This window comes from Salinivibrio sp. MA427 (genome assembly GCF_001996115.1).
GTDB lineage: Bacteria > Pseudomonadota > Gammaproteobacteria > Enterobacterales > Vibrionaceae > Salinivibrio > Salinivibrio costicola.
On sequence record NZ_MUFH01000021.1, the window covers coordinates 1 to 20020 of the forward strand.

Below are 20020 nucleotides of genomic sequence, written 5' to 3' on the forward strand. Positions count from 1 at the left end.
ACCCAGGTGAGCCAGACTACACTGGCAAACATTGGCCTAGGCTTGGGGGCTGACGTGCCTATTTTCATTCACGGTCATGCGGCGTTGGCGGAAGGCGTTGGCGAAAAATTGACGTCTGTATGCCCTGATGAGAAATATTACTTGGTGGTTAAGCCTGACGTGTCTATTTCCACCGCTGCAATTTTTACTCATCCAGACTTGCAAAGAAGTACGCCAAAGCGCACAGTTTCTGAGCTAATGACACAAAAACACGAAAACGATTGCGAAAAGATAGCCCGTAAACAATTCCCCGAGGTTGATAAGGCTGTTTCGTGGCTGCTAGAATATGCGCCGTCTAGGATGACTGGGACAGGCGCGTGCGTGTTTGCCGAGTTTGACACCGCACATGATGCCCAGAACACACTCGACACTATGCCTAACTGGCTGACAGGGTTTGTTGCACGAGGGTTGAACCGATCGCCCCTACTCGATGCGCTACAACAACTCGATGCACGACAGCAACACACTGTGAGCCAGTGACTATTAAATGGATGCAACCCGAGGTTTCCACCGTGCCTGATATGAAGCTGTTCGCTGGTAACGCGACACCCGTTCTCGCCCAACGTATCGCAAACCGTCTTTACATGTCACTGGGTGACGCCACTGTTGGCCGTTTTTCTGACGGTGAAGTGTGTGTTCAGATTAACGAGAACGTGCGCGGTAGTGACGTGTTCGTCATCCAATCTACCTGTGCACCGACCAATGACAACTTAATGGAATTGGTCGTGATGATAGATGCGTTCCGACGTGCGTCGGCTGGCCGCATAACCGCAGTTATCCCCTACTTTGGTTATGCCCGTCAAGACCGCCGCGTACGCTCCTCCCGTGTTCCTATCACCGCAAAAGTTATTGCAGATTTCCTTTCTAACGTTGGCGTTGACCGCGTACTCACTGTGGACCTCCACGCAGAACAAATCCAAGGCTTTTTCGACGTCCCTGTTGATAATATCTTCGGTACCCCTGTGCTGCTTGAAGACATGCTGGCGAAAAATTTAGAAGACCCAGTGGTCGTTTCTCCTGATATTGGCGGGGTTGTGCGAGCGCGTGCGACGGCCAAACTATTGGATGACACCGACATTGCCATCATTGATAAGCGCCGTCCGCGTGCTAACGTGTCGCAAGTCATGCACTTGATTGGCGACGTTGAAGGCCGTGACTGCATCATTGTTGATGACATGATTGATACCGGTGGCACCCTGTGTAAAGCCGCCGAAGCCCTGAAGAACCGTGGCGCTAAGCGTGTATTCGCCTATGCAACGCATCCGGTATTCTCGGGAGATGCAGCGAAGAATATCGCTGAGTCCGTCATTGATGAAATTGTGGTCACTGACTCCACACCATTGAGCGCCGAAATTCAAGCAACCGGGCGTGTGTCTCAATTGACACTGTCGGGCATGCTGGCAGAAGCGATTCGCCGTATCAGTAATGAAGAGTCGATCTCTGCAATGTTTAATTCTTAACGCATTGTCATAGACCGACAAGAAACACCCTGCCCTTGTGCAGGGTGTTTTTTTATTGCCCATTTTGAATGGCTGACTCGATCCTTTAGCCATATCAATGGTAGGATATGGCGCCTTTTTGCGTGGGCTCGATGCTCACCGGCTACGATAAGTAGATAGATAGCGAGAAACGTCGTGAGTAATCAAATCCGCTTACTAGTGGGATTGGCCAATCCAGGCCCTGAATACAGCCAAACGCGCCATAATGCCGGTGCTTGGGTCGTTCAGGAGCTAGCACGTATTCACAACGTGCCGCTAAAAGAAGAGAAAAAGTTCTTCGGCTTAACCGGCCGTATCAATGTACATGGACACGATCTCCGTGTGTTGATCCCGACCACGTACATGAACTTGTCGGGTAAAGCGGTGCAAGCCATGGCCAACTTTTACAATATTCCCGTCGACGCCATCATGGTGGCGCATGACGAGCTAGACTTACCACCCGGTGTGGCCAAGTTTAAGCAAGGTGGTGGACACGGTGGCCATAATGGCCTGCGTGATACCATTAGCAAACTTGCAAATGACAAATCGTTTTATCGGCTTCGGATAGGCATCGGTCATCCGGGTCACAAGGATAAGGTAGCGGGATACGTGCTTACCAAAGCCCCCGCTAATGAGCAGAGCCTGCTAGAGCAGGCCACTGACGAGGCAGTACGCAGCCTCGAGATCCTGCTCAAAGATGATCTCGCCAAGGCGCAAAATCGTCTACATACCTTCAAAGCACAGTAATTTTGATTAAAGGGTTACCATCTCATGGGTTTTAAATGTGGCATCGTGGGTCTACCAAACGTAGGCAAATCCACTCTGTTTAATGCACTGACCAAGGCCGGCATTGATGCGGCTAACTTTCCATTTTGTACGATTGAACCCAATACGGGCGTGGTCCCTGTCCCTGATCTACCCGGCGCATCGCGCGGTGAAGGTTTAGGGAACAAGTTCCTAGCGAACATCCGTGAAACCGATGCGATTGGTCATGTGGTACGTTGCTTTGAGAATGACAATATCGTTCACGTGGCTGGTAAAGTGGATCCGGCTGATGATATCGACGTGATTAACACCGAGCTTGCGCTGGCTGATCTTGAAAGCTGTGAGCGTGCGATGCAGCGCAACGCCAAAAAAGCCAAAGGTGGCGATAAAGATGCCAAATTTGAGCTCACAGTGCTTGAAAAACTGCTCCCCGTCCTAGAAGAAGGCAAGATGTTGCGCTCGGTCGAACTGAGCAAAGAAGAAGCCGCAGCAGTACAATACCTTAACTTTTTGACGCTTAAGCCGACCATGTACATTGCCAACGTTAATGATGATGGTTTTGAAAACAACCCGTACCTCGACAAAGTGCGTGAAATTGCCGCTAAAGAAGACGCAACCGTGGTGGCCGTGTGTGCGGAAATCGAAGGCGAGATTGCCGAGCTAGATGCCGAAGAAGCGGCCGCGTTCTTAGATGAGATGGGCCTTGAAGAGCCTGGCCTAAACCGCGTGATTCGCGCCGGTTACGAGCTACTCACTCTGCACACCTATTTTACCGCAGGTGTCAAAGAAGTACGTGCTTGGACAGTGCCGATTGGCTCAACCGCGCCACAAGCAGCGGGTAAAATCCACACCGACTTTGAAAAAGGCTTTATCCGCGCCGAAGTGGTTGGCTATGATGATTATATCGCTAACAATGGTGAAAACGGCGCCAAAGATGCCGGTAAATGGCGCTTAGAAGGGAAAGAATATATCGTTAAAGATGGCGATGTGATTCACTTCCGTTTCAACGTTTAATACGCACATACGTTATGCTTTAGGGTGCGTTGTCGAGACCCCATCCTATTGATATTTAGACCAGCCTCCGGGCTGGTTTTTTTATTCTCATCATTCAACGTTCTCCGCCACCTACTCGGTAGGCTTTGCCGTTAAATTGTTCAAAATGGCGATTATTGCAGCCAATGAATGCAAAATCACAAAAAAAACAATAACGAGACCTTGACGACTTTCGCCCAGATCCGCATAATTCGCAGCGTCTTAAGGCACTATGCCTGACAGAGTGGCTACGTAGCTCAGTTGGTTAGAGCACATCACTCATAATGATGGGGTCACAGGTTCGAATCCCGTCGTAGCCACCATTAATTTTATAATTCGGCATGATGTTTAAATGGCCGGATTAGGTAACACCTACTGGGGTATCGCCAAGCGGTAAGGCAACGGGTTTTGATCTCGTCATTCCCAGGTTCGAATCCTGGTACCCCAGCCATATTAAAAAGCCCACATCATGTGGGCTTTTTTGCGTTTATCTACAAGCCTAACGCATACTTCAATACATGTTTTTTCACCGGGCCGCTGTGTTCAGCCAGTTTAAACACCGCATTACGTGCCAGTTTTAAAGGCGTGATTCGGTTACTAAACGCGGCATAAAACACATCCATCCCGGTTTGCATCATCATGTTATCCGTACGGCGTGCTTTTTCGTACGCCGCTAACGTTGACTCTGCTTGCCATAGTGCGCCTGCATCGGCACAGGCATCCAGCAACGCGCTCACGTCTTTGAAGCCTAAGTTCACCCCTTGCCCCGCGAGCGGGTTAATGGTGTGGGCGGCATCTCCCATGACTACTACGCCGTTACGATGGTATTGCTGGGCATGACGACGCGTTAGCGGAAACGCGCCCCAGTTGATGGGGGTGACATCACCCACTTGTGGTGGGAAATGGCTCACTATCTCGGCTTCAAGCTGCTCAGCATTGAGCTGACACAACTGTTGAACTCGCGCCGGGCTGTCATACCACACTAATGAAGCATTGTTGCCGCACAATGGCAGTAATGACCGCGGCCCTGAGGGAAAGAATTGCTGCCAGGTAATATCTTGTTGGGGCGCGGCCGTTTCGACATGAATTAACATGCAATGCTGACGATAATCCCAGCTGGTAAGACCGATTTGCGCGTAATCTCGCACTTTCGAGTGGGCACCGTCGGCACCAATCAACCAGGGCGCTTCTAGTGTTTCGCCACTGTCTAATTGGAGTTGATGCAGACCGCCCGCCTGCGTCATACCCGTGATCGAGGCCGGTGAGACAAGGTGCAAATTGTCAAAACGAGCAAACTGTTGCCACAAGCCGAGTTGAATCAAGCGGTTCTCGACCATATATCCTAACTGTGGTAATTCGAGTTGGTCGGCACTGAAACACACACGGCTGTCTTCTGCTTCCCAGGTTTCTAATCGTCGATAGGGACAGACTCGCATGGCTTCAATGTCGGCCCATGCGCCTAAGTCTTGAAGCAAACTGACAGACGCATGAGATATCGCAGACACCCGTAAATCCATCGGTTGTGACGCATGGAAAGGATCCGGTTCTTGGCGTTCTATCAATGCCACCTGCCGACCTTGGCGGGCAAGTCCTAATGCGGCAGCGGCACCGACCATGCCACCGCCGACAATAATAATTTCAAATTGATTCATGACTGTCTCTTTGTCCCGTTAATGCCAGCATTCTACTGAAGGTAAACGAGAATTCGATATCAATCCGATCAAAGTGGGGGCAAATTCGCTTTTCCGATCTCGTTTTGCGGCGTCGGCTCAATCACTTATCCAGATTGACACGATTTCTCCCAGCCTGTGATCTGGTCAGCGATATAGGAAAGCAGTACAATACGCGGCTTGCCAAGCTGATTGACTGATTAAAAACCATACAGCTTGAAAGGGTAATGTCGACCATAAGATTAATAATGAGCGTGAAGTTACATGGCTAAGAAACTGCTGATCAAAACCTGGGGTTGCCAAATGAATGAGTATGACTCATCCAAGATGGCAGATCTGCTAAATTCTGCCGGTGGCTATGAGCTGACCGAACAACCAGAAGACGCAGATGTTCTCCTCCTCAATACCTGTTCAATTCGTGAAAAAGCACAAGAAAAGGTATTCCACCAACTGGGGCGTTGGAAAACACTCAAAGACAAGAATCCAGAGCTGGTGATCGGCGTTGGTGGTTGTGTGGCAACCCAAGAAGGCGATCACATCCGCGAGCGTGCGCCTTATGTGGACGTCATTTTTGGCCCCCAAACGCTACATCGCCTGCCTGAAATGATAAAACAATCACGTGGCGATAGCGGCACAGTGATGGACATTACCTTCCCAGAAATTGAGAAGTTTGACAGTCTGCCTGAGCCGCGTGCCGATGGCGCGACAGCGTTTGTCTCCATTATGGAAGGCTGCTCGAAATACTGCACGTTCTGTGTTGTGCCGTATACGCGCGGCGAAGAAGTGAGCCGTCCGCTCGACGATGTGCTGTTCGAAATTGCCCAGCTTGCCGAGCAAGGTGTGCGTGAGGTAAACCTGCTAGGCCAGAATGTGAATGCCTATCGCGGTGAGACCCATGATAGCGACATCTGTACCTTTGCTGACTTACTGCGCTATGTCGCCGCTATCGATGGTATTGATCGCATTCGCTACACCACCAGTCATCCGGTTGAGTTTACCGATGATATCATTGAGGTGTATCGTGATACGCCAGAAGTGGTGAGCTTTTTGCACTTGCCGGTACAAAGTGGCTCTGATCGAATCTTGACCATGATGAAACGCCCGCACACGGCGATTGAGTACAAATCCAAGATCCGTAAGTTGCGTCAGGCACGTCCCGATATCACCATCAGCTCAGACTTTATCGTCGGCTTCCCGGGAGAAACCGAGCAAGACTTTGAAGCGACCATGAAGCTGATTACCGATATCGACTTTGATATGAGCTTCAGCTTTGTGTATTCACCTCGCCCAGGGACGCCAGCGGCAGATATGCCTGACGACACACCAGAGCAAGTGAAAAAAGAACGCCTGTACCGTTTGCAGCAGCAAGTGAACAGCCAAGCGATGCGCTATTCACGTATGATGCTAGAAACCGAACAACGTATCTTAGTCGAAGGGCCATCGCGTAAGAATCTTATGGAGCTGCGCGGCCGTACTGAGAATAACCGAGTGGTCAACTTTGAAGGCTCTGTCGATTTGATTGGCCAATTTGTTGACGTAAAAATTACTGAAGTGATGCCAAACTCGCTCCGCGGTGAGCTGGTTCGTACCGAAAAAGATATGGACTTGCGTGTCGCCGTCTCGCCAACCGAAATCATGGCGAAGACGCGCAACGAAAACGAGCTTGGTGTTGGTGTATACACGCCATAACGCGTTCATCAATTCAACGGCGTCGGGTGACCGGCGCCGAAAGCGAGGATAATCTTGTCTAAAATCATCTCTCTTGACCTTACATTAGAACCTGCCGACAACACCCGTCTTGCCAACTTATGTGGCCCGTTTGACGATAATATCAAACAACTAGAGCGCCGCTTGGGTGTTGAAATTAGCCACCGCCATAATGCCTTTACGGTGATGGGCAAACCTCACACCGCCAACGCCGCCATCGACATCTTAAAGCGGCTGTATGTGGATACGGCCCCCGTGCGTGGCAGTTCGCCCGACATTGAGCCCGAAGCCATTCATTTGGCGATCAAAGAGTCTGGCGTGTTAGAACAGAACACCGAATCGAGCATCCCTTACGGTAAAGAGATTAACATCAAGACCAAAAAAGGGGTGATCAAACCGCGCACGCCAAATCAGGCGCAATACATCGCTAATATGGTCAATCATGACATTACTTTTGGCATTGGTCCGGCGGGCACAGGTAAAACCTACCTCGCCGTCGCAGCCGCGGTAGACGCGCTGGAACGCCAAGAGATTCGTCGGATTTTGTTAACACGTCCAGCGGTTGAGGCGGGTGAAAAGTTAGGCTTTTTACCTGGCGATCTCAGCCAGAAGGTCGATCCTTATCTGCGCCCTTTGTACGATGCCTTGTTTGAAATGCTCGGTTTCGAGCGGGTCGAAAAACTGATTGATCGTAATGTGATCGAGGTAGCGCCGCTGGCTTATATGCGTGGCCGAACCTTGAATGATGCTTTTATCATCTTAGATGAAAGCCAAAACACCACGGTCGAGCAGATGAAAATGTTCCTGACTCGGATTGGCTTTAATTCACGGGCCGTCATCACCGGTGACGTTACCCAAGTCGATTTACCGCGCAATGCCCGCTCAGGGCTACGCCATGCGATTGAAGTGCTGTCTGACGTGAATGAAATTAGCTTTCACTTCTTCCAAGCCGACGATGTGGTGCGCCACCAAGTGGTTACCCGTATTGTTCAGGCCTATGATAAGTGGGAAGCAGAAGATGCCAAGGCACGCAAAGAGGCTGAAGCACGTCGCCGAGAAGCGCGTGAAGCACAGCAAGTCGCGGTGCAACCAACCTCTATCCCACCACAGGACCCATCATGAGCTATTACGTCGATGTGCAGGTCGCCTGTGATGACGAACAGGGGCTGCCCAATGATGACCAGCTTCAAGCTTGGTTTGAACATGCAATACGCGAAGCCAAGCCTCAAGCGGAAGTGACGATCCGGATTGTGGATGAAGGTGAGAGCCATAGCTTAAATCGCGACTATCGTGGCAAAGATAAACCGACGAATGTGTTATCTTTCCCCTTTGAAGCACCTCCTGGGGTAGACATAGATTTACTCGGTGATCTGGTGGTATGTCGCCAAGTTGTTGAGCAAGAGGCACAGCAGCAAGGCAAAACGCTGATGGATCACTGGGCACATATGGTCGTCCATGGTAGCTTACACTTATTGGGCTACGACCATATTGAGGATGATGAAGCCGAGCAAATGGAAGCCTTGGAACGAAAGATCCTGGCAACCATGGGGGTCAGTGACCCTTATGCGAATGACTTCATTGAGCGTTAACTAACTGAATGAAATTGAATGAACGACGATAATTCGCAAAACGCAGACGGTCCGAGTAGGAAGACCTTCTTCGAACGGCTGGGTCAGTTTTTCCAAGCTGATCCAAAAGACAGACAAGAACTGGTGGACGTATTTCGCGACTCAGAGCAAAACGCCCTGATCGATCAGGACACCCGGGATATGCTGGAAGGTGTGATGCAAATCTCTGACATGCGTGTGAGAGATATCATGATACCCCGTTCGCAGATGGTAATCGTTGAACGATCGCAGTCATTGGAAGCGATCATTAATATTATTATTGATGCCCAACACTCACGTTATCCTGTGATCAGTGATGACAAAGACCATGTTGAAGGCATCTTGCTTGCGAAAGATTTGTTGCGCTATCTGCGCCCCGATGCTGAAGATTTCGACATCGAAAAGGTCTTACGCCCTGTTGTGGTGGTACCAGAGAGTAAGCGAGTTGACCGTCTACTTAAAGAGTTCCAAGAAGAACGCTACCACATGGCGATCGTCATCGATGAATTCGGCGGGGTATCGGGTGTTGTCACCATTGAAGATATTCTCGAAGAAATTGTAGGCGAGATCGAAGACGAGTATGACGATGAGGAAGAGCAAGAGATTCGCCAACTCAGTCGCCATACCTTCTCGATGAAAGCACTGACCACCTTAGAAGACTTTAACGAGCATTTTGGCGCCCAGTTCCAAGATGACGTGGTAGACACTATCGGTGGGTTGGTTATGACCAGTTTTGGTCATCTTCCTGATCGTGGTGAAGAAGTCGACATTGGTGACTACCATTTTAAAGTGACGGCCGCTGATAGTCGTCGTATCATTCAGCTACAAGTCACCATTCCAGACAGTAGCGAATCGAACAGTGAAAACGCCTAACCGTTTACGCCCATTGGGGCAGCCATTATTGGCTGCCCTTTTTGGTGCGCTCGCCACCCTCGCCTTTTCCCCTTTTTCCTATTGGCCCTTTATGTTGGTCGCGCTCTGGGGCTTGTTACTTCTTCTGCAAGTTGCTTCCTCGCCCAAACGTGCGGCTTGGATAGGTTTTAGCTGGGGGCTCGGCCAGTTTACAACTGGGGTAAGCTGGGTGTATGTCAGTATTGACCATTTTGGCGGGATGCCTGTGATCGCAGGCCTGTTTTTGATGGCACTGCTTATCGTCTATTTATCGCTTTACCCCGCGCTATTCGGCTGGCTGATACATAAGTCACCCATCAAGCAAGCGGGCATAAAATGGACGATGCTGGCACCTGCCTTGTGGTTAGTGGTTGATTGGCTAAGAGGCTGGGTATTTACCGGTTTTCCCTGGTTATGGCCAGGTTATAGCCAAATAGACAGCCCGTTTGCGAGTATCGCCCCGGTACTGGGTGTACAAGGGATCACGCTCGTCTTGGTGTCGCTTGCGGGCTTAGCCGCCTTAGTGACCCCCCATTGGGGGCAATGGCAGGGGCGTGCTCGCCTCTTCGGTATGATCGCTATCATAGGGTTTTTTGCCGTCAGTGAAGGGCTCGGGTCGGTCAAGTGGACAACCAAAACCGATCAGCAGCAAACGGTCTCACTGATCCAAGGCAACGTCCCTCAAGCACTCAAGTGGCGCGCCGACCAACGCTGGCCAACCTTGATGAAGTATCTGGATTTAACCCGTCAACATTGGGACAGTGACGTGGTGATTTGGCCAGAAGCCGCCATTCCCGCATTAGAGCGAGATCTCCCCCGCTTTTTTTCGCAGCTGGACCAAGCGGGCAAGCACAATCAAACCACGGTGATCACGGGGGCGCTCGATCAGCGTGAGGATGGCACCTATTTTAATAATGTGCTCGCGCTCGGTGCAAAAACGCCGCGCTATCAGTATCCAGCACCCGCCCAGTACAGCAAACATCACTTACTCCCCTTTGGCGAGTTTGTGCCGTTTGAGTCACTGCTTCGTCCTTTGGCGCCGATTTTTAATCTGCCCATGTCGTCATTTTCCCCAGGCGAAGCGATTCAACCGGCTTTGCCTGCGAACGGCTGGGAATACATTACCGCCCTGTGTTATGAAATTGCGTTTCCCGCGCAAATCCGTGAAAACCTCACCGCCAGTAGCGACGCCATTATTACCCTCTCGAATGACGCCTGGTTTGGCCGCTCTATTGGGCCTTGGCAACATCTAGAAATTGCGCGTATGCGCGCGCTCGAGTTCGGATTACCCGTGATCCGAGCCACCAATAACGGGGTGACGGCTTTAGTCGATGAACGCGGCCAGATTGACGCCTCATTGCCACAATTTGAGACGCAAGTTTTAACCACACAAATTACTCAAACACAGGGGCTGACACCCTATCGTCAATGGGGAAACGGACCGCTTTGGGTGTGGATTGTTATCAGTGGCCTGGTGAGCCTGATTGCTTGGCGTCGTACTATTTATCCACAAAAAGGCTAGCGGTCGTCGCTAGCCTTTATATTTGACTATTGCTTTTCAGGTCAGATTAAGACGTCCACACAAACCACAGGCGTTGATTGTCGGTTGAATCGGCATCGCGGCTATCCGTCAGTGCTGGGGTAGCAATTGTGCTATCTTGCTCTTCAGCGGGTGCCATCGTACGTGCCTCACGCTCTTGAGGCGTCATCAAGCGAACATGTCGATTGGCGGTGAGCTCGTTGATTAGTGCTTGTTGAGAGGCCGCTAAACGTACATCGAATATCAGGGTATCATCGTTTAATTCTGCTAAGTGCACCTGCTGTAGCGCATTTAACCCCGCTAATGTGCGCTCAAGATCGACATAGTCATCGCCGTTATCCATGCCTGCAATGGCAATTTGAAGCGATGCACGCTCATCATCGTTATCGAGTACTACACCAGTTTGCTCGGCGTAGTAATCAGCAATAGTATCAATCATGGCTTGGGCATTATTGGCTTGCCCGCGAGTTTGATCTGATTGCATGTCACTGGTATCGGGGAAGAATTGCCAACGGATCCCTTGCTCAGTCAACTTTCCGATCACAATGCCATCGGGCTGGTAGCGCTGACTGGCTTGCTCAACAGGATCAATAAAGCCGCCCCACAGATCACTGCTAGAGATCGCCATCAAATCATCAAAGTCACCCACCGGAATTAACACCGGCAGGCCGCGTATGGCCGCTGCATCATGTAGTTGGTCAATCACAGGACGCCCACTTTGCTCCCAAATAATTTGCCGGTCGCCATCACGGTCATCGACAAGCCACACTAATACCGCTGGGCGAGGACTCCCCCATAAGGGCAACCCTGCCTGGCGCAGCACGGCGCGAATTTTTTGACTATCAAAGCCGACTTCGAGTGTGCGTTGTGCGGCACCATCAGATTGATCCTTGCTTTCTCCATATCCGAGCTGAGAGATGAAACCATCAACGTCTTGCTGCGCTTGCTCGACCGCAGGATTATCCGATACCTCGCGTTGTCCCGAAACTTTAGTCAGTACCGCGATCAGCGCTTGTTTTTTTGCCGCTTGTTGTGAGGTTTGCGCGCCATTATCCAGCGGGATACTGGCATGATAAAGGGGGCTTGCCATCGCACTTGGCAACCAAACACAGGCAATAAGGGCCAACAAAAATCGATTCATAGTTTTTCCACATGGATAAATGGGCGTCCAGCGATCATAAGCGGATAGCGCTAGGTTCAGCAATCCTCAATTGTAAAAAAGAGAGGACAAAGGGGGTCGCACCACCCGCAAACAGCATTGATTCGATGCCATCAAGGCGAGCAAGCGATCATGAGGCTGACTATGTTTGCATATGGATTAAAATGAAATGCGTTACATCATTTATTTGGTACCGATCTCACATTTAAAAACATGATAGGGATCACATAAATGCTTTGTGCTAGCATTGCGCGATTTTTTTTGGAGGTGAGATTATGTTGCAAGTTTTACAAGGGGCACAAATGCTGTTCGTCGCATTTGGTGCCTTGGTGTTAGTGCCACTGTTAACCGGGCTCGACCCGAACGTCGCACTCTTTGGGGCCGGGATCGGTACCCTGATATTCCAAGTCATCACCCGCCGCTCTGTCCCTATCTTCCTTGCCTCTTCCTTCGCTTTTATTGCTCCCATTTTGTACGGCGTCAACAATTTTGGTATTCCCGCCACCATGGGTGGCCTCATGGCAGCCGGTGTGATCTATTTATTGATGGGCGCCATCATTCGGATTAAAGGCGTGGATATTATTCACAAGCTCCTGCCACCGGTTGTAGTTGGCCCTGTGATTATGGTTATCGGCCTTGGGTTGGCTCCCACCGCCGTGAATATGGCACTCGGTAAAACCGGCGATGGGAGTGAGCAGTTAATTGCGGGGGACATGGCTATCTGGATCTCTTTGCTGTCATTGCTCACGACCATTGCAGTGAGTGTCTTTGCGAAAGGCTTTTTCAAATTAGTCCCGATTATGGCAGGGATTGTGGTGGGCTATGTTGCCAGCCTCGTCGTTGGTATTGTTGACTTTACTCAAGTTGCGAATGCGAGCTGGTTGATGATGCCTGCTTTTACCCTCCCAGAGTTTAACATCAATGCCATCTTATTTATGATCCCTGTCGCCATCGCGCCTGCCGTTGAGCACGTAGGCGATATGCTGGCCATTTCTAATGTCACCCGTAAAGACTATCTGAAAAAGCCAGGCCTACACCGCACGATGGCCGGTGATGGTGCCGCAACCATTGCCGCTTCACTGTTCGGCGCGCCACCTAATACCACGTATAGTGAAGTGACGGGCGCGGTAATGCTGACCAAAGCGTTTAACCCCAAAATCATGACCTATGCGGCGGTCACTGCCATCGTACTCGCCTTTGTGGGTAAGCTCGGGGCAATGCTGCTTACCATTCCTTTACCAGTGATGGGCGGGATTATGATCTTGCTGTTTGGCTCTATTGCGACCGTCGGGCTCAATACCTTGATTCGTAATCAAGTCGACCTACATGATTCGCGTAACCTTGCCATTGTTGGTGTCACCTTGGTATTTGGTATCGGCGGCATGGCGTTTGGCATTGGCGATTTTAGCCTGCAAGGTATTAGCCTGTGTGGTGTGGTAGCGATTGTGCTTAACTTGGTACTACCGCGCCAAATGGGCGAAAACCATATTGTTGACAGTGCGCAAATGGAAGAAGAAAAGCACTAATCCCCCAACCTTCATCCATTAAAAAGGGCGCTGACATTCAGCGCCCTTATCTTTTGTCATCAGACTAACGTACTTAGTCTTCAAGATAACCGGATTTAGCTTTGTGCTGCGCGCGCTTCAACCAGCTTGATCGCTTGGTCGATGCGAGCAACTACCCGATCTTTACCAATCAGGTGCATCACCGCATCAACAGATGGGGATTGACCGCCACCCGTGACTGCAACACGCAATGGCATGCCGACTTTACCCATACCAACGTCTAGCTCTGCACACGTATCGGCAATCACCGCTTTCAGGGCATCAACCGTCCAATCATCCAGCGCTTCAATCTTGCCTTTTGCCACTTGCAACGGCTCTAAAGCGACGGGACGCAAATGTTTTTTCGCAGCGGTCGCGTCTATTTCATCAAAGTCTTGGTAGAAGTAACGGCTTTGTGCGGCTAATTCCACCAAGGTGTTGCAGCGCTCGCCAACCAATCCAATAACGTCTGTCAAGGCTGGGCCTTGGCTAGCGTCAATCTGTTGTTGATCAAGATGAACTTGGGTGATCCCCATGTCCCAATCATCCACGACGACGCAGAAGTTGTAAGTTGGGCTGCCATCCGTTCGACGAATAATCAGATCGTCAAGCTCGCTGTTGGCAATCTCAATACGACCACGAATTTTGTCGTCAAAAACAACCTTACCCTCTTTCGGGTTGCGGAAACGGATCACATGCGGGTCATCCGCCTTGGCTTGGCTGTTTGCTTCAACCACTTTGGGGTGATTAGCATCGTAACGTGCCTTTAAGCCATTCGCTTTTTGCTCTTCACGAATGGTGTCCAAAAGATCTTTGGGCGCATAACACTTGTAGGCTTTGTCTTCGGCCAGCAACTGATCGACTAATTCGTTATAACGATCAAAGCGCTTGGTTTGGTAGTACGGCCCTTCATCCCAATCAAGACCTAACCATTCCATGCCGGTTAAAATAGCATCAACCGCTTCTTGGGTTGAACGTTCGATATCAGTATCTTCAATTCGCAAGACAAATTGACCGCCTTGGCTGCGTGCTGCTAACCAAGAATACAGTGCGGTACGTGCACCGCCCACGTGCAAAAAGCCGGTTGGGCTGGGGGCAAAGCGGGTTTTGATAGTCATTAGGATCCCTATCCCAGTGCTGAGAATGATGAGTAACGGTTAGTTTACCAGTCCAGGTAAATTCCACAATCAGGCCATGTGCAGAGGCTGCACATGGCCATGTAAACTACTGGTTGATTAAGGCGATCATCGCGTCTTCGTCGAGGACTGTTACGCCAAGATCTTGTGCTTTCGTCAGTTTAGAGCCAGCCGCTTCACCGGCGATCAACATATCGGTTTTTGCCGAGACACTGCCGGTCACTTTCGCGCCCAGTGCCTGTAACGCCGTTTTGGCATCGGTGCGTGACATTTGCGATAGCGTACCGGTCAGCACAATGGTTTTCCCCGCCAGCGGTTGTGCCTGTTCGTCTGATGGCGCACTCACCGCTGGCCAGTGAATGCCGGTGTTGAGCAGCGCATCTAAAACCGCTTGGTTATGTGGCTCAGCAAAAAAGCGAACGATATGGCCCGCGACAATGGCGCCCACATCAGGCACCGCAATCAGTGCTTCTTCATCCGCTGCACGCAGAGCGCCTAAGGTTTTAAAATGCAGGGCAAGATTTTGCGCGGTGGCTTCACCGACTTCTCGGATCCCAAGCGCATAGATAAAGCGTGATAACGTCGTCGCTTTAGCTTTATCCAACGCATCAACCAAATTTTGCGCCGATTTCGGCCCCATTCGATCGAGCTGCGTCACACGCCCTGGGGTTAAAGTGAAGAGATCGGCAGGCGTTTCAATCAGCTCTTTTTCAATTAACTGCTCGACAATTTTATCGCCTAGGCCGTCAATATCCATTGCCTTGCGTGAGGCAAAGTGTTTGATCGCTTCTTTACGCTGAGCCAGACAAATAAGCCCGCCGGTGCAGCGTGCGACCGCTTCACCCTCAATGCGGGTCACGACCGACTCACAGACCGGGCAAGCGTCGGGAAACACAATCGGTTTCGCCTGCGCCGGACGCCGGCTTTCCACGACGCCAACCACTTGTGGGATCACATCACCCGCACGGCGAATGACCACAGTATCGCCAATGTGCACGCCTAACCGTTCTATTTCATCACCGTTATGTAAGGTCGCGTTGCTCACCGTCACGCCCCCGACAAAAACAGGTTCAAGCTTCGCCACTGGTGTGATAGCGCCCGTGCGGCCAACTTGAAATTCAACATCGTTGAGGCGGGTGATTTCTTCTTGTGCCGGAAATTTATAGGCAATCGCCCAGCGTGGTGCCCGTGCAACAAATCCGAGCGTTTCTTGGCTGGCTATCTTGTCCACTTTGATCACCACCCCATCAATTTCATAGGGCAGATCATCACGGCGGGCTAAAATATCTTGGTAGTAGGCTTTAACGCCCTCAAGCCCCGATACTTGTTTTACTTCTGGGCTCAGGGCAAGCCCCCATTTTTTAAGCCTATTTAAGCGCTCGCTCTGCCCTTCTCCGAACGGTGTCGACATCACGCCCACCGCATAGGCATAAAAGCTCAGCGGTCGATTGGCGGCGACTTTCGAGTCAAGTTGACGCAGGCTACCCGCCGCAGCGTTCCTTGGGTTAGCGAAGGTTTTATCGCCACGCTTTAACGCTGCCTCATTAAGCGCTTCAAAACCTGCTTTCGGCATAAACACTTCGCCACGCACTTCTAAACGCTCAGGCCAATCCCCTGCTTGCAAGGTCAGTGGGACATTGCGAATCGTTTTTACATTGTGCGTAATATTCTCGCCCGTGGTCCCATCGCCTCGCGTCGCGGCCTGCACCAATACACCGTTTTCATAAATCAGGCTGACAGCCAAGCCATCAAGCTTTGGTTCACAGGTATAGGTGACGGGTTCAGTGTTACCGAGTCTGTCTTTGACTCGGCGCTCAAAATCGACGAGCTCATCATCACTGAACGCGTTACCAAGCGACAACATCGCCAGCTCATGGGTAACGGTTTCAAAAGCGCTCAGTGGCGCACCGCCTACACGCTGGCTAGGCGAATCTGACGTCACCCATTCAGGATGCTCAGCTTCAATGGCCAGCAACGTTTGCATCAAACGATCGTATTCGGCATCGGGCAGCTCAGGACTGTCTTCAACGTAATAACGGTAGGCGTGATAGTTGAGCTGATGCTTAATGTCATCAAGTTGTTGTTTACTGTAAGCCATGGTTTGGTTCGTCGTATCAGCRGAGTTGCAGACAAGTATATCGATAAATCGCCAACAGCGGGAGCCATGTCCCGCTGTCCGTCTAAGCAATCATCAATCGGTGTTAAGCGCGTTACGAGGCGTTGAAGGCTTTCACTCGCTCACGGTATTCATCAAGGCGTGATGGTGTCATCATTGAGCGGGCATCATCTAATACCAATCCACCCAACTCATCCGCAATTTGTTGTGCCGTTTGCAGCATCAATTTAAAGTTTTGCTCTGGCTCACCGTAGCAAGGTAGCGTCATAAAAAAGCTGATCCCTGGCGTTTCAAAGCTCTCTGAGTGACTCACATCAAAGGTGCCGGGCTTGACCATATTCGCGACGCTGAATAGAACCTTACCACTGCCAGATAAGTCTGAATGACGATGATAAATCCCCATGTCACCAAAGCGCAGTCCATATTGCTCAAGGGTCGGAATTAAGTCCAAACCACTAAATACCGCATTATTATTGGCATGCACGTGTAAGACTAATACTTCGGTATCGTCGGGCTCATCGGCTTGGGTTGCCGTTTTTTCTGACTGTTCTGACGCACGCTCGTGGCTTTCATGCTCATCAACCTCAGCTTGAGTCGCCTCGTCGGTATGCATTGTTTCCGCTTCTGGTGGCGCGGAGGCGATATTGGCAGCTTCTGTCTCTCCTGTCTCGTCGCCATCATTGGAAGCAACCGACGCAGAGACAAAGCTAGGATCATCATCGGTTGCCGACATTGACGGGTAAAGCGTTTGTTCTGAGTCAGACGCCACCTGAGTGTCACCGGCAAATAGAGGATCAACATCAGGCTTGTCGCCGAAGCTGACAGCAGGCTCCTGACGCGCGGGCTTTTCATTGCCATGCTTAGTATTGCTGACCACTCTCACCGCACCAATACCGTCTTGGTCAAACTTTTGCGCGTCGTTATCGTCTTCCAGTTTTCCCAAGGGCTTTTCGCCGAACTTGGTCGTCTTTTCTTTCTTGTTTGTCCAGAGACCATGCAAAAGCAAAGCTGCAATTGCTAATGCTCCCAAAACAATCAGTACAAGGCGCAATTCCTGCATCATTGATTCTCAAATCTATCTATGTTCAGCGTTTTGATTAGCTTATGTCACAACGCCGACAGCTTTGCAAACGTTAGTGGAATCATAAGCGGGGCCCGATGGCTGACGCAATGCGTTAATGGTCAACTTAGTTAACTGTATCAAAAGTTGGGAAGAATTTAACGAATCGAGACACACAAATCCGTAAACTTTCCCATTATGGGGTCATTGTCATCACCATGGCTCCCCCCATACTATAACCGCAAACCGTCAGTCGACACCGTAAACCATCAAGGAGAAACAATGAACAACGCGACACGCCCTCGCCCTCAAAGCGGCGCGGGCTACCTTTTTCAGGGGTTTTCATTAATGATGGCACCCGGATTACGCCGCTTTGTGATCATTCCGATCCTCGTGAATGTGCTGCTACTCGGCGGGGCGTTTATCTATTTACTCTCACAAGTTAGTGAATGGCTCGATCACTGGATGGCTATGCTACCTGAGTGGTTATCCTGGCTCTCGTTTGTGATTTGGCCTTTGGTCGTGATTGCGATTTTAGTGGTGTTCTCCTACGCATTCAGTACTCTCGCTAACTGGATTGCGGCGCCATTCAACGGCTTATTGTCTGAGCATCTGGAAGCGAAACTCACCGGTGCCCCCGCGCCCGACGATGGGATCACGGGACTTATCAAGGATGTACCGCGTGTTATGAAGCGCGAGTGGCAAAAGCTAACCTATTACATACCCAAAGCACTCGGATTATTGTTATTGCTTTGGATCCCCGCCATTGGCCAAACCTTAGGCCCTGTGCTTTGGTTTTTATTTAGCGCTTGGATGATGGCCATTCAGTATTGCGACTACCCGTTCGATAACCATAAGGTCGCTTTCCCAACCATGCGCGATACTCTCAAACAACAGCGAGGCACCTCGTTGAGCTTTGGCGCAGTCGTCATGTTGTTTACGATGACACCTTTACTGAATCTCATCGTCATGCCTGCCGCAGTATGTGGTGCAACCGCCATGTGGGTCGATCGCCATAAAGAGCAGTTGGGGCGTAATTAGCGCCCTTTACGCTTTCACACTCACAATAAGATATAACCAACCGATCCTTTCAAAAACAGGCATTAGCGATATGCTTGGAGCAGTGATTTAAATCGGTGTCATGAAGGAACGATACAATGGGCAAGATTTACGAAGACAATACGCAAACAATTGGCCATACCCCACTGGTACGCCTAAACCGTGTTGCTAAGCCGAATGTGTTAGCAAAAGTAGAAGCACGTAACCCAAGCTTTAGTGTGAAGTGCCGCATCGGTGCCAACATGATCTGGGATGCGGAAAAAAAAGGCACCCTGAAACCAGGCATTGAGCTGATTGAACCTACGAGTGGTAATACCGGGGTTGCGCTGGCTTATGTTGCCGCAGCACGCGGGTATAAATTGACGCTTACCATGCCAGAGTCGATGAGCCTTGAGCGTCGTAAGCTACTTAAAGCGATGGGCGCGACATTGGTGCTCACCGAAGCGCCTAAAGGGATGAAAGGCGCAATTGCGAAAGCAGAGGAAATCATGGCGCAAGCGCCTGGTAAATATCTTATGCTCCAGCAGTTCGACAACCCAGCCAACCCAGAAATTCACGAAAAGACCACAGGCCCTGAGATCTGGGAAGATACTGACGGTGAAATCGATGTGTTTGTTGCCGGTGTCGGCACCGGCGGGACACTGACCGGTGTGAGCCGCTATATCAAAAACACGCAAGGGAAAGCCATTACCACCGTCGCAGTGGAGCCCGCGGAGTCACCCGTGATTGCTCAAACTATTGCTGGCCAAGACGTACAACCGGCCCCCCATAAAATTCAGGGCATCGGCGCCGGCTTTGTTCCAAAAAACTTGGATATTAAGTTAGTTGATCAGGTCGTTTCTGTGAGCTCAGATGAAGCGATTGCCATGGCACGCCGCTTAATGGAAGAAGAAGGTATCCTAGGTGGGATCTCATCAGGCGCAGCCGTTGTCGCCGCGAACAAAATTGCCGAGCTCCCCGAGTTTGCGAATAAGACGATTGTCACAATTTTACCAAGTGCCGCCGAGCGTTATCTCAGTTCGCCACTATTCGCTGGCATGTTCACTGAGCTGGAAACAGAGCAGTAACAGCAGGTTAGCAATCTTCAACTGGTTTCTTCTCACAACAAAGGCCCAAATTGGGCCTTTTTTGTTTGATTTTTATATTAAGCTTTAGTAAAACACAGCAACATTTTTATTTTCCGCATCAAAATAAAAGCCCTTGAGGCGAGTGAGTGG

The 20020-nt window shown here is 50.5% G+C and carries 17 protein-coding genes and 2 tRNA genes; 14 read left to right on the forward strand and 5 right to left on the reverse strand.

Annotated elements, in window-relative coordinates; translation table 11 throughout:
- The 6 genes from ispE to BZG79_RS03500 all read left to right on the forward strand — a co-directional run.
- Positions 1-519: 4-(cytidine 5'-diphospho)-2-C-methyl-D-erythritol kinase (gene ispE, locus BZG79_RS03475; RefSeq protein WP_108743223.1), on the forward strand; the 519-nt coding region annotated here is incomplete at its 5' end.
- Between the two features lie 32 nt (positions 520-551).
- Positions 552-1499 carry a ribose-phosphate pyrophosphokinase gene (locus tag BZG79_RS03480; RefSeq protein ID WP_025673291.1) on the forward strand — a complete coding sequence of 316 codons (948 nt, stop codon included), beginning with the start codon at positions 552-554 and terminating at the stop codon, positions 1497-1499.
- Positions 1500-1673: 174 nt separating this feature from the next.
- Positions 1674-2264, forward strand: a complete 591-nt coding sequence (pth, locus tag BZG79_RS03485; RefSeq protein ID WP_077460058.1) for an aminoacyl-tRNA hydrolase — start codon at positions 1674-1676, stop codon at positions 2262-2264.
- Positions 2265-2288: 24 nt separating this feature from the next.
- Positions 2289-3296, forward strand: a complete 1008-nt coding sequence (gene ychF / locus BZG79_RS03490) for a redox-regulated ATPase YchF (RefSeq protein ID WP_077773725.1) — start codon at positions 2289-2291, stop codon at positions 3294-3296.
- Positions 3297-3560: 264 nt separating this feature from the next.
- Positions 3561-3637 (forward strand) — tRNA-Met (locus BZG79_RS03495).
- 53 nt (positions 3638-3690) lie between these two features.
- A tRNA-Gln gene (locus tag BZG79_RS03500) sits at positions 3691-3765 on the forward strand.
- A gap of 40 nt (positions 3766-3805) precedes the next feature.
- Here the strand turns inward: BZG79_RS03500 and BZG79_RS03505 are convergent.
- The gene (locus BZG79_RS03505) at positions 3806-4966 is read right to left on the reverse strand and encodes a 2-octaprenyl-3-methyl-6-methoxy-1,4-benzoquinol hydroxylase (protein ID WP_077773726.1); all 1161 of its coding nucleotides are present in this window, start codon (positions 4964-4966) and stop codon (positions 3806-3808) included.
- Positions 4967-5248: 282 nt separating this feature from the next.
- Between BZG79_RS03505 and miaB the strand changes: the two genes are divergently transcribed.
- From miaB to lnt, 5 genes are read left to right on the forward strand one after another with little or no spacing between them, the layout of a single operon-like run.
- On the forward strand, positions 5249-6673 hold the full coding sequence (miaB, locus tag BZG79_RS03510; protein WP_077773727.1) for a tRNA (N6-isopentenyl adenosine(37)-C2)-methylthiotransferase MiaB: 1425 nt from the start codon (positions 5249-5251) through the stop codon (positions 6671-6673).
- 51 nt (positions 6674-6724) lie between these two features.
- Positions 6725-7813 (forward strand): PhoH family protein, encoded by a 1089-nt coding sequence (locus BZG79_RS03515; protein ID WP_108743224.1) that lies wholly within the window; start codon positions 6725-6727, stop codon positions 7811-7813.
- Complete coding sequence (gene ybeY, locus BZG79_RS03520) at positions 7810-8280, forward strand: rRNA maturation RNase YbeY (RefSeq protein WP_077773729.1); 471 nt, start codon at positions 7810-7812, stop codon at positions 8278-8280. The genes BZG79_RS03515 and ybeY overlap by 4 nt, the downstream gene beginning before the upstream one ends.
- An 18-nt stretch (positions 8281-8298) precedes the next feature.
- On the forward strand, positions 8299-9171 hold the full coding sequence (gene corC, locus BZG79_RS03525; protein ID WP_025744481.1) for a CNNM family magnesium/cobalt transport protein CorC: 873 nt from the start codon (positions 8299-8301) through the stop codon (positions 9169-9171).
- Entirely contained in the window at positions 9158-10711 is a 1554-nt protein-coding gene (lnt, locus tag BZG79_RS03530) for an apolipoprotein N-acyltransferase (protein WP_077773730.1), read from the forward strand. The genes corC and lnt overlap by 14 nt, the downstream gene beginning before the upstream one ends.
- Before the next feature lie 46 nt (positions 10712-10757).
- On the opposite strand, the gene BZG79_RS03535 is transcribed toward lnt, so the two are convergent.
- Entirely contained in the window at positions 10758-11870 is a 1113-nt protein-coding gene (locus BZG79_RS03535) for a DUF2066 domain-containing protein (RefSeq protein ID WP_077773731.1), read from the reverse strand.
- 293 nt (positions 11871-12163) lie between these two features.
- Here BZG79_RS03535 and BZG79_RS03540 point away from each other — a divergent pair, with 293 nt between their 5' ends.
- A complete protein-coding gene (locus BZG79_RS03540) occupies positions 12164-13414 on the forward strand; it encodes a uracil-xanthine permease family protein (RefSeq protein WP_077647135.1) in 1251 nt (416 codons plus the stop codon).
- A 95-nt stretch (positions 13415-13509) separates the two neighbouring features.
- Here the strand turns inward: BZG79_RS03540 and gltX are convergent, their stop codons facing one another.
- The 3 genes from gltX to zipA all read right to left on the reverse strand — a co-directional run bounded on the left by gltX (position 13510) and on the right by zipA (position 17747).
- Positions 13510-14550: a glutamate--tRNA ligase gene (gene gltX, locus BZG79_RS03545; RefSeq protein ID WP_077773732.1), complete on the reverse strand. Its 1041-nt coding sequence runs from the start codon at positions 14548-14550 to the stop codon at positions 13510-13512.
- A 106-nt stretch (positions 14551-14656) separates the two neighbouring features.
- Entirely contained in the window at positions 14657-16666 is a 2010-nt protein-coding gene (ligA, locus tag BZG79_RS03550; RefSeq protein ID WP_077773733.1) for an NAD-dependent DNA ligase LigA, read from the reverse strand.
- 112 nt (positions 16667-16778) lie between these two features.
- Positions 16779-17747: a cell division protein ZipA gene (zipA, locus tag BZG79_RS03555; protein WP_077773734.1), complete on the reverse strand. Its 969-nt coding sequence runs from the start codon at positions 17745-17747 to the stop codon at positions 16779-16781.
- A gap of 279 nt (positions 17748-18026) precedes the next feature.
- On the opposite strand from zipA, the gene cysZ reads away from it, so the two are divergent.
- Both cysZ and cysK read left to right on the forward strand, forming a co-directional pair.
- Positions 18027-18785, forward strand: coding sequence for a sulfate transporter CysZ (cysZ, locus tag BZG79_RS03560; RefSeq protein ID WP_077773735.1), 759 nt, complete (start codon positions 18027-18029; stop codon positions 18783-18785).
- Positions 18786-18901: 116 nt separating this feature from the next.
- A complete protein-coding gene (gene cysK / locus BZG79_RS03565) occupies positions 18902-19870 on the forward strand; it encodes a cysteine synthase A (protein WP_077461598.1) in 969 nt (322 codons plus the stop codon).
- Positions 19871-20020: the final 150 nt, after the last annotated feature.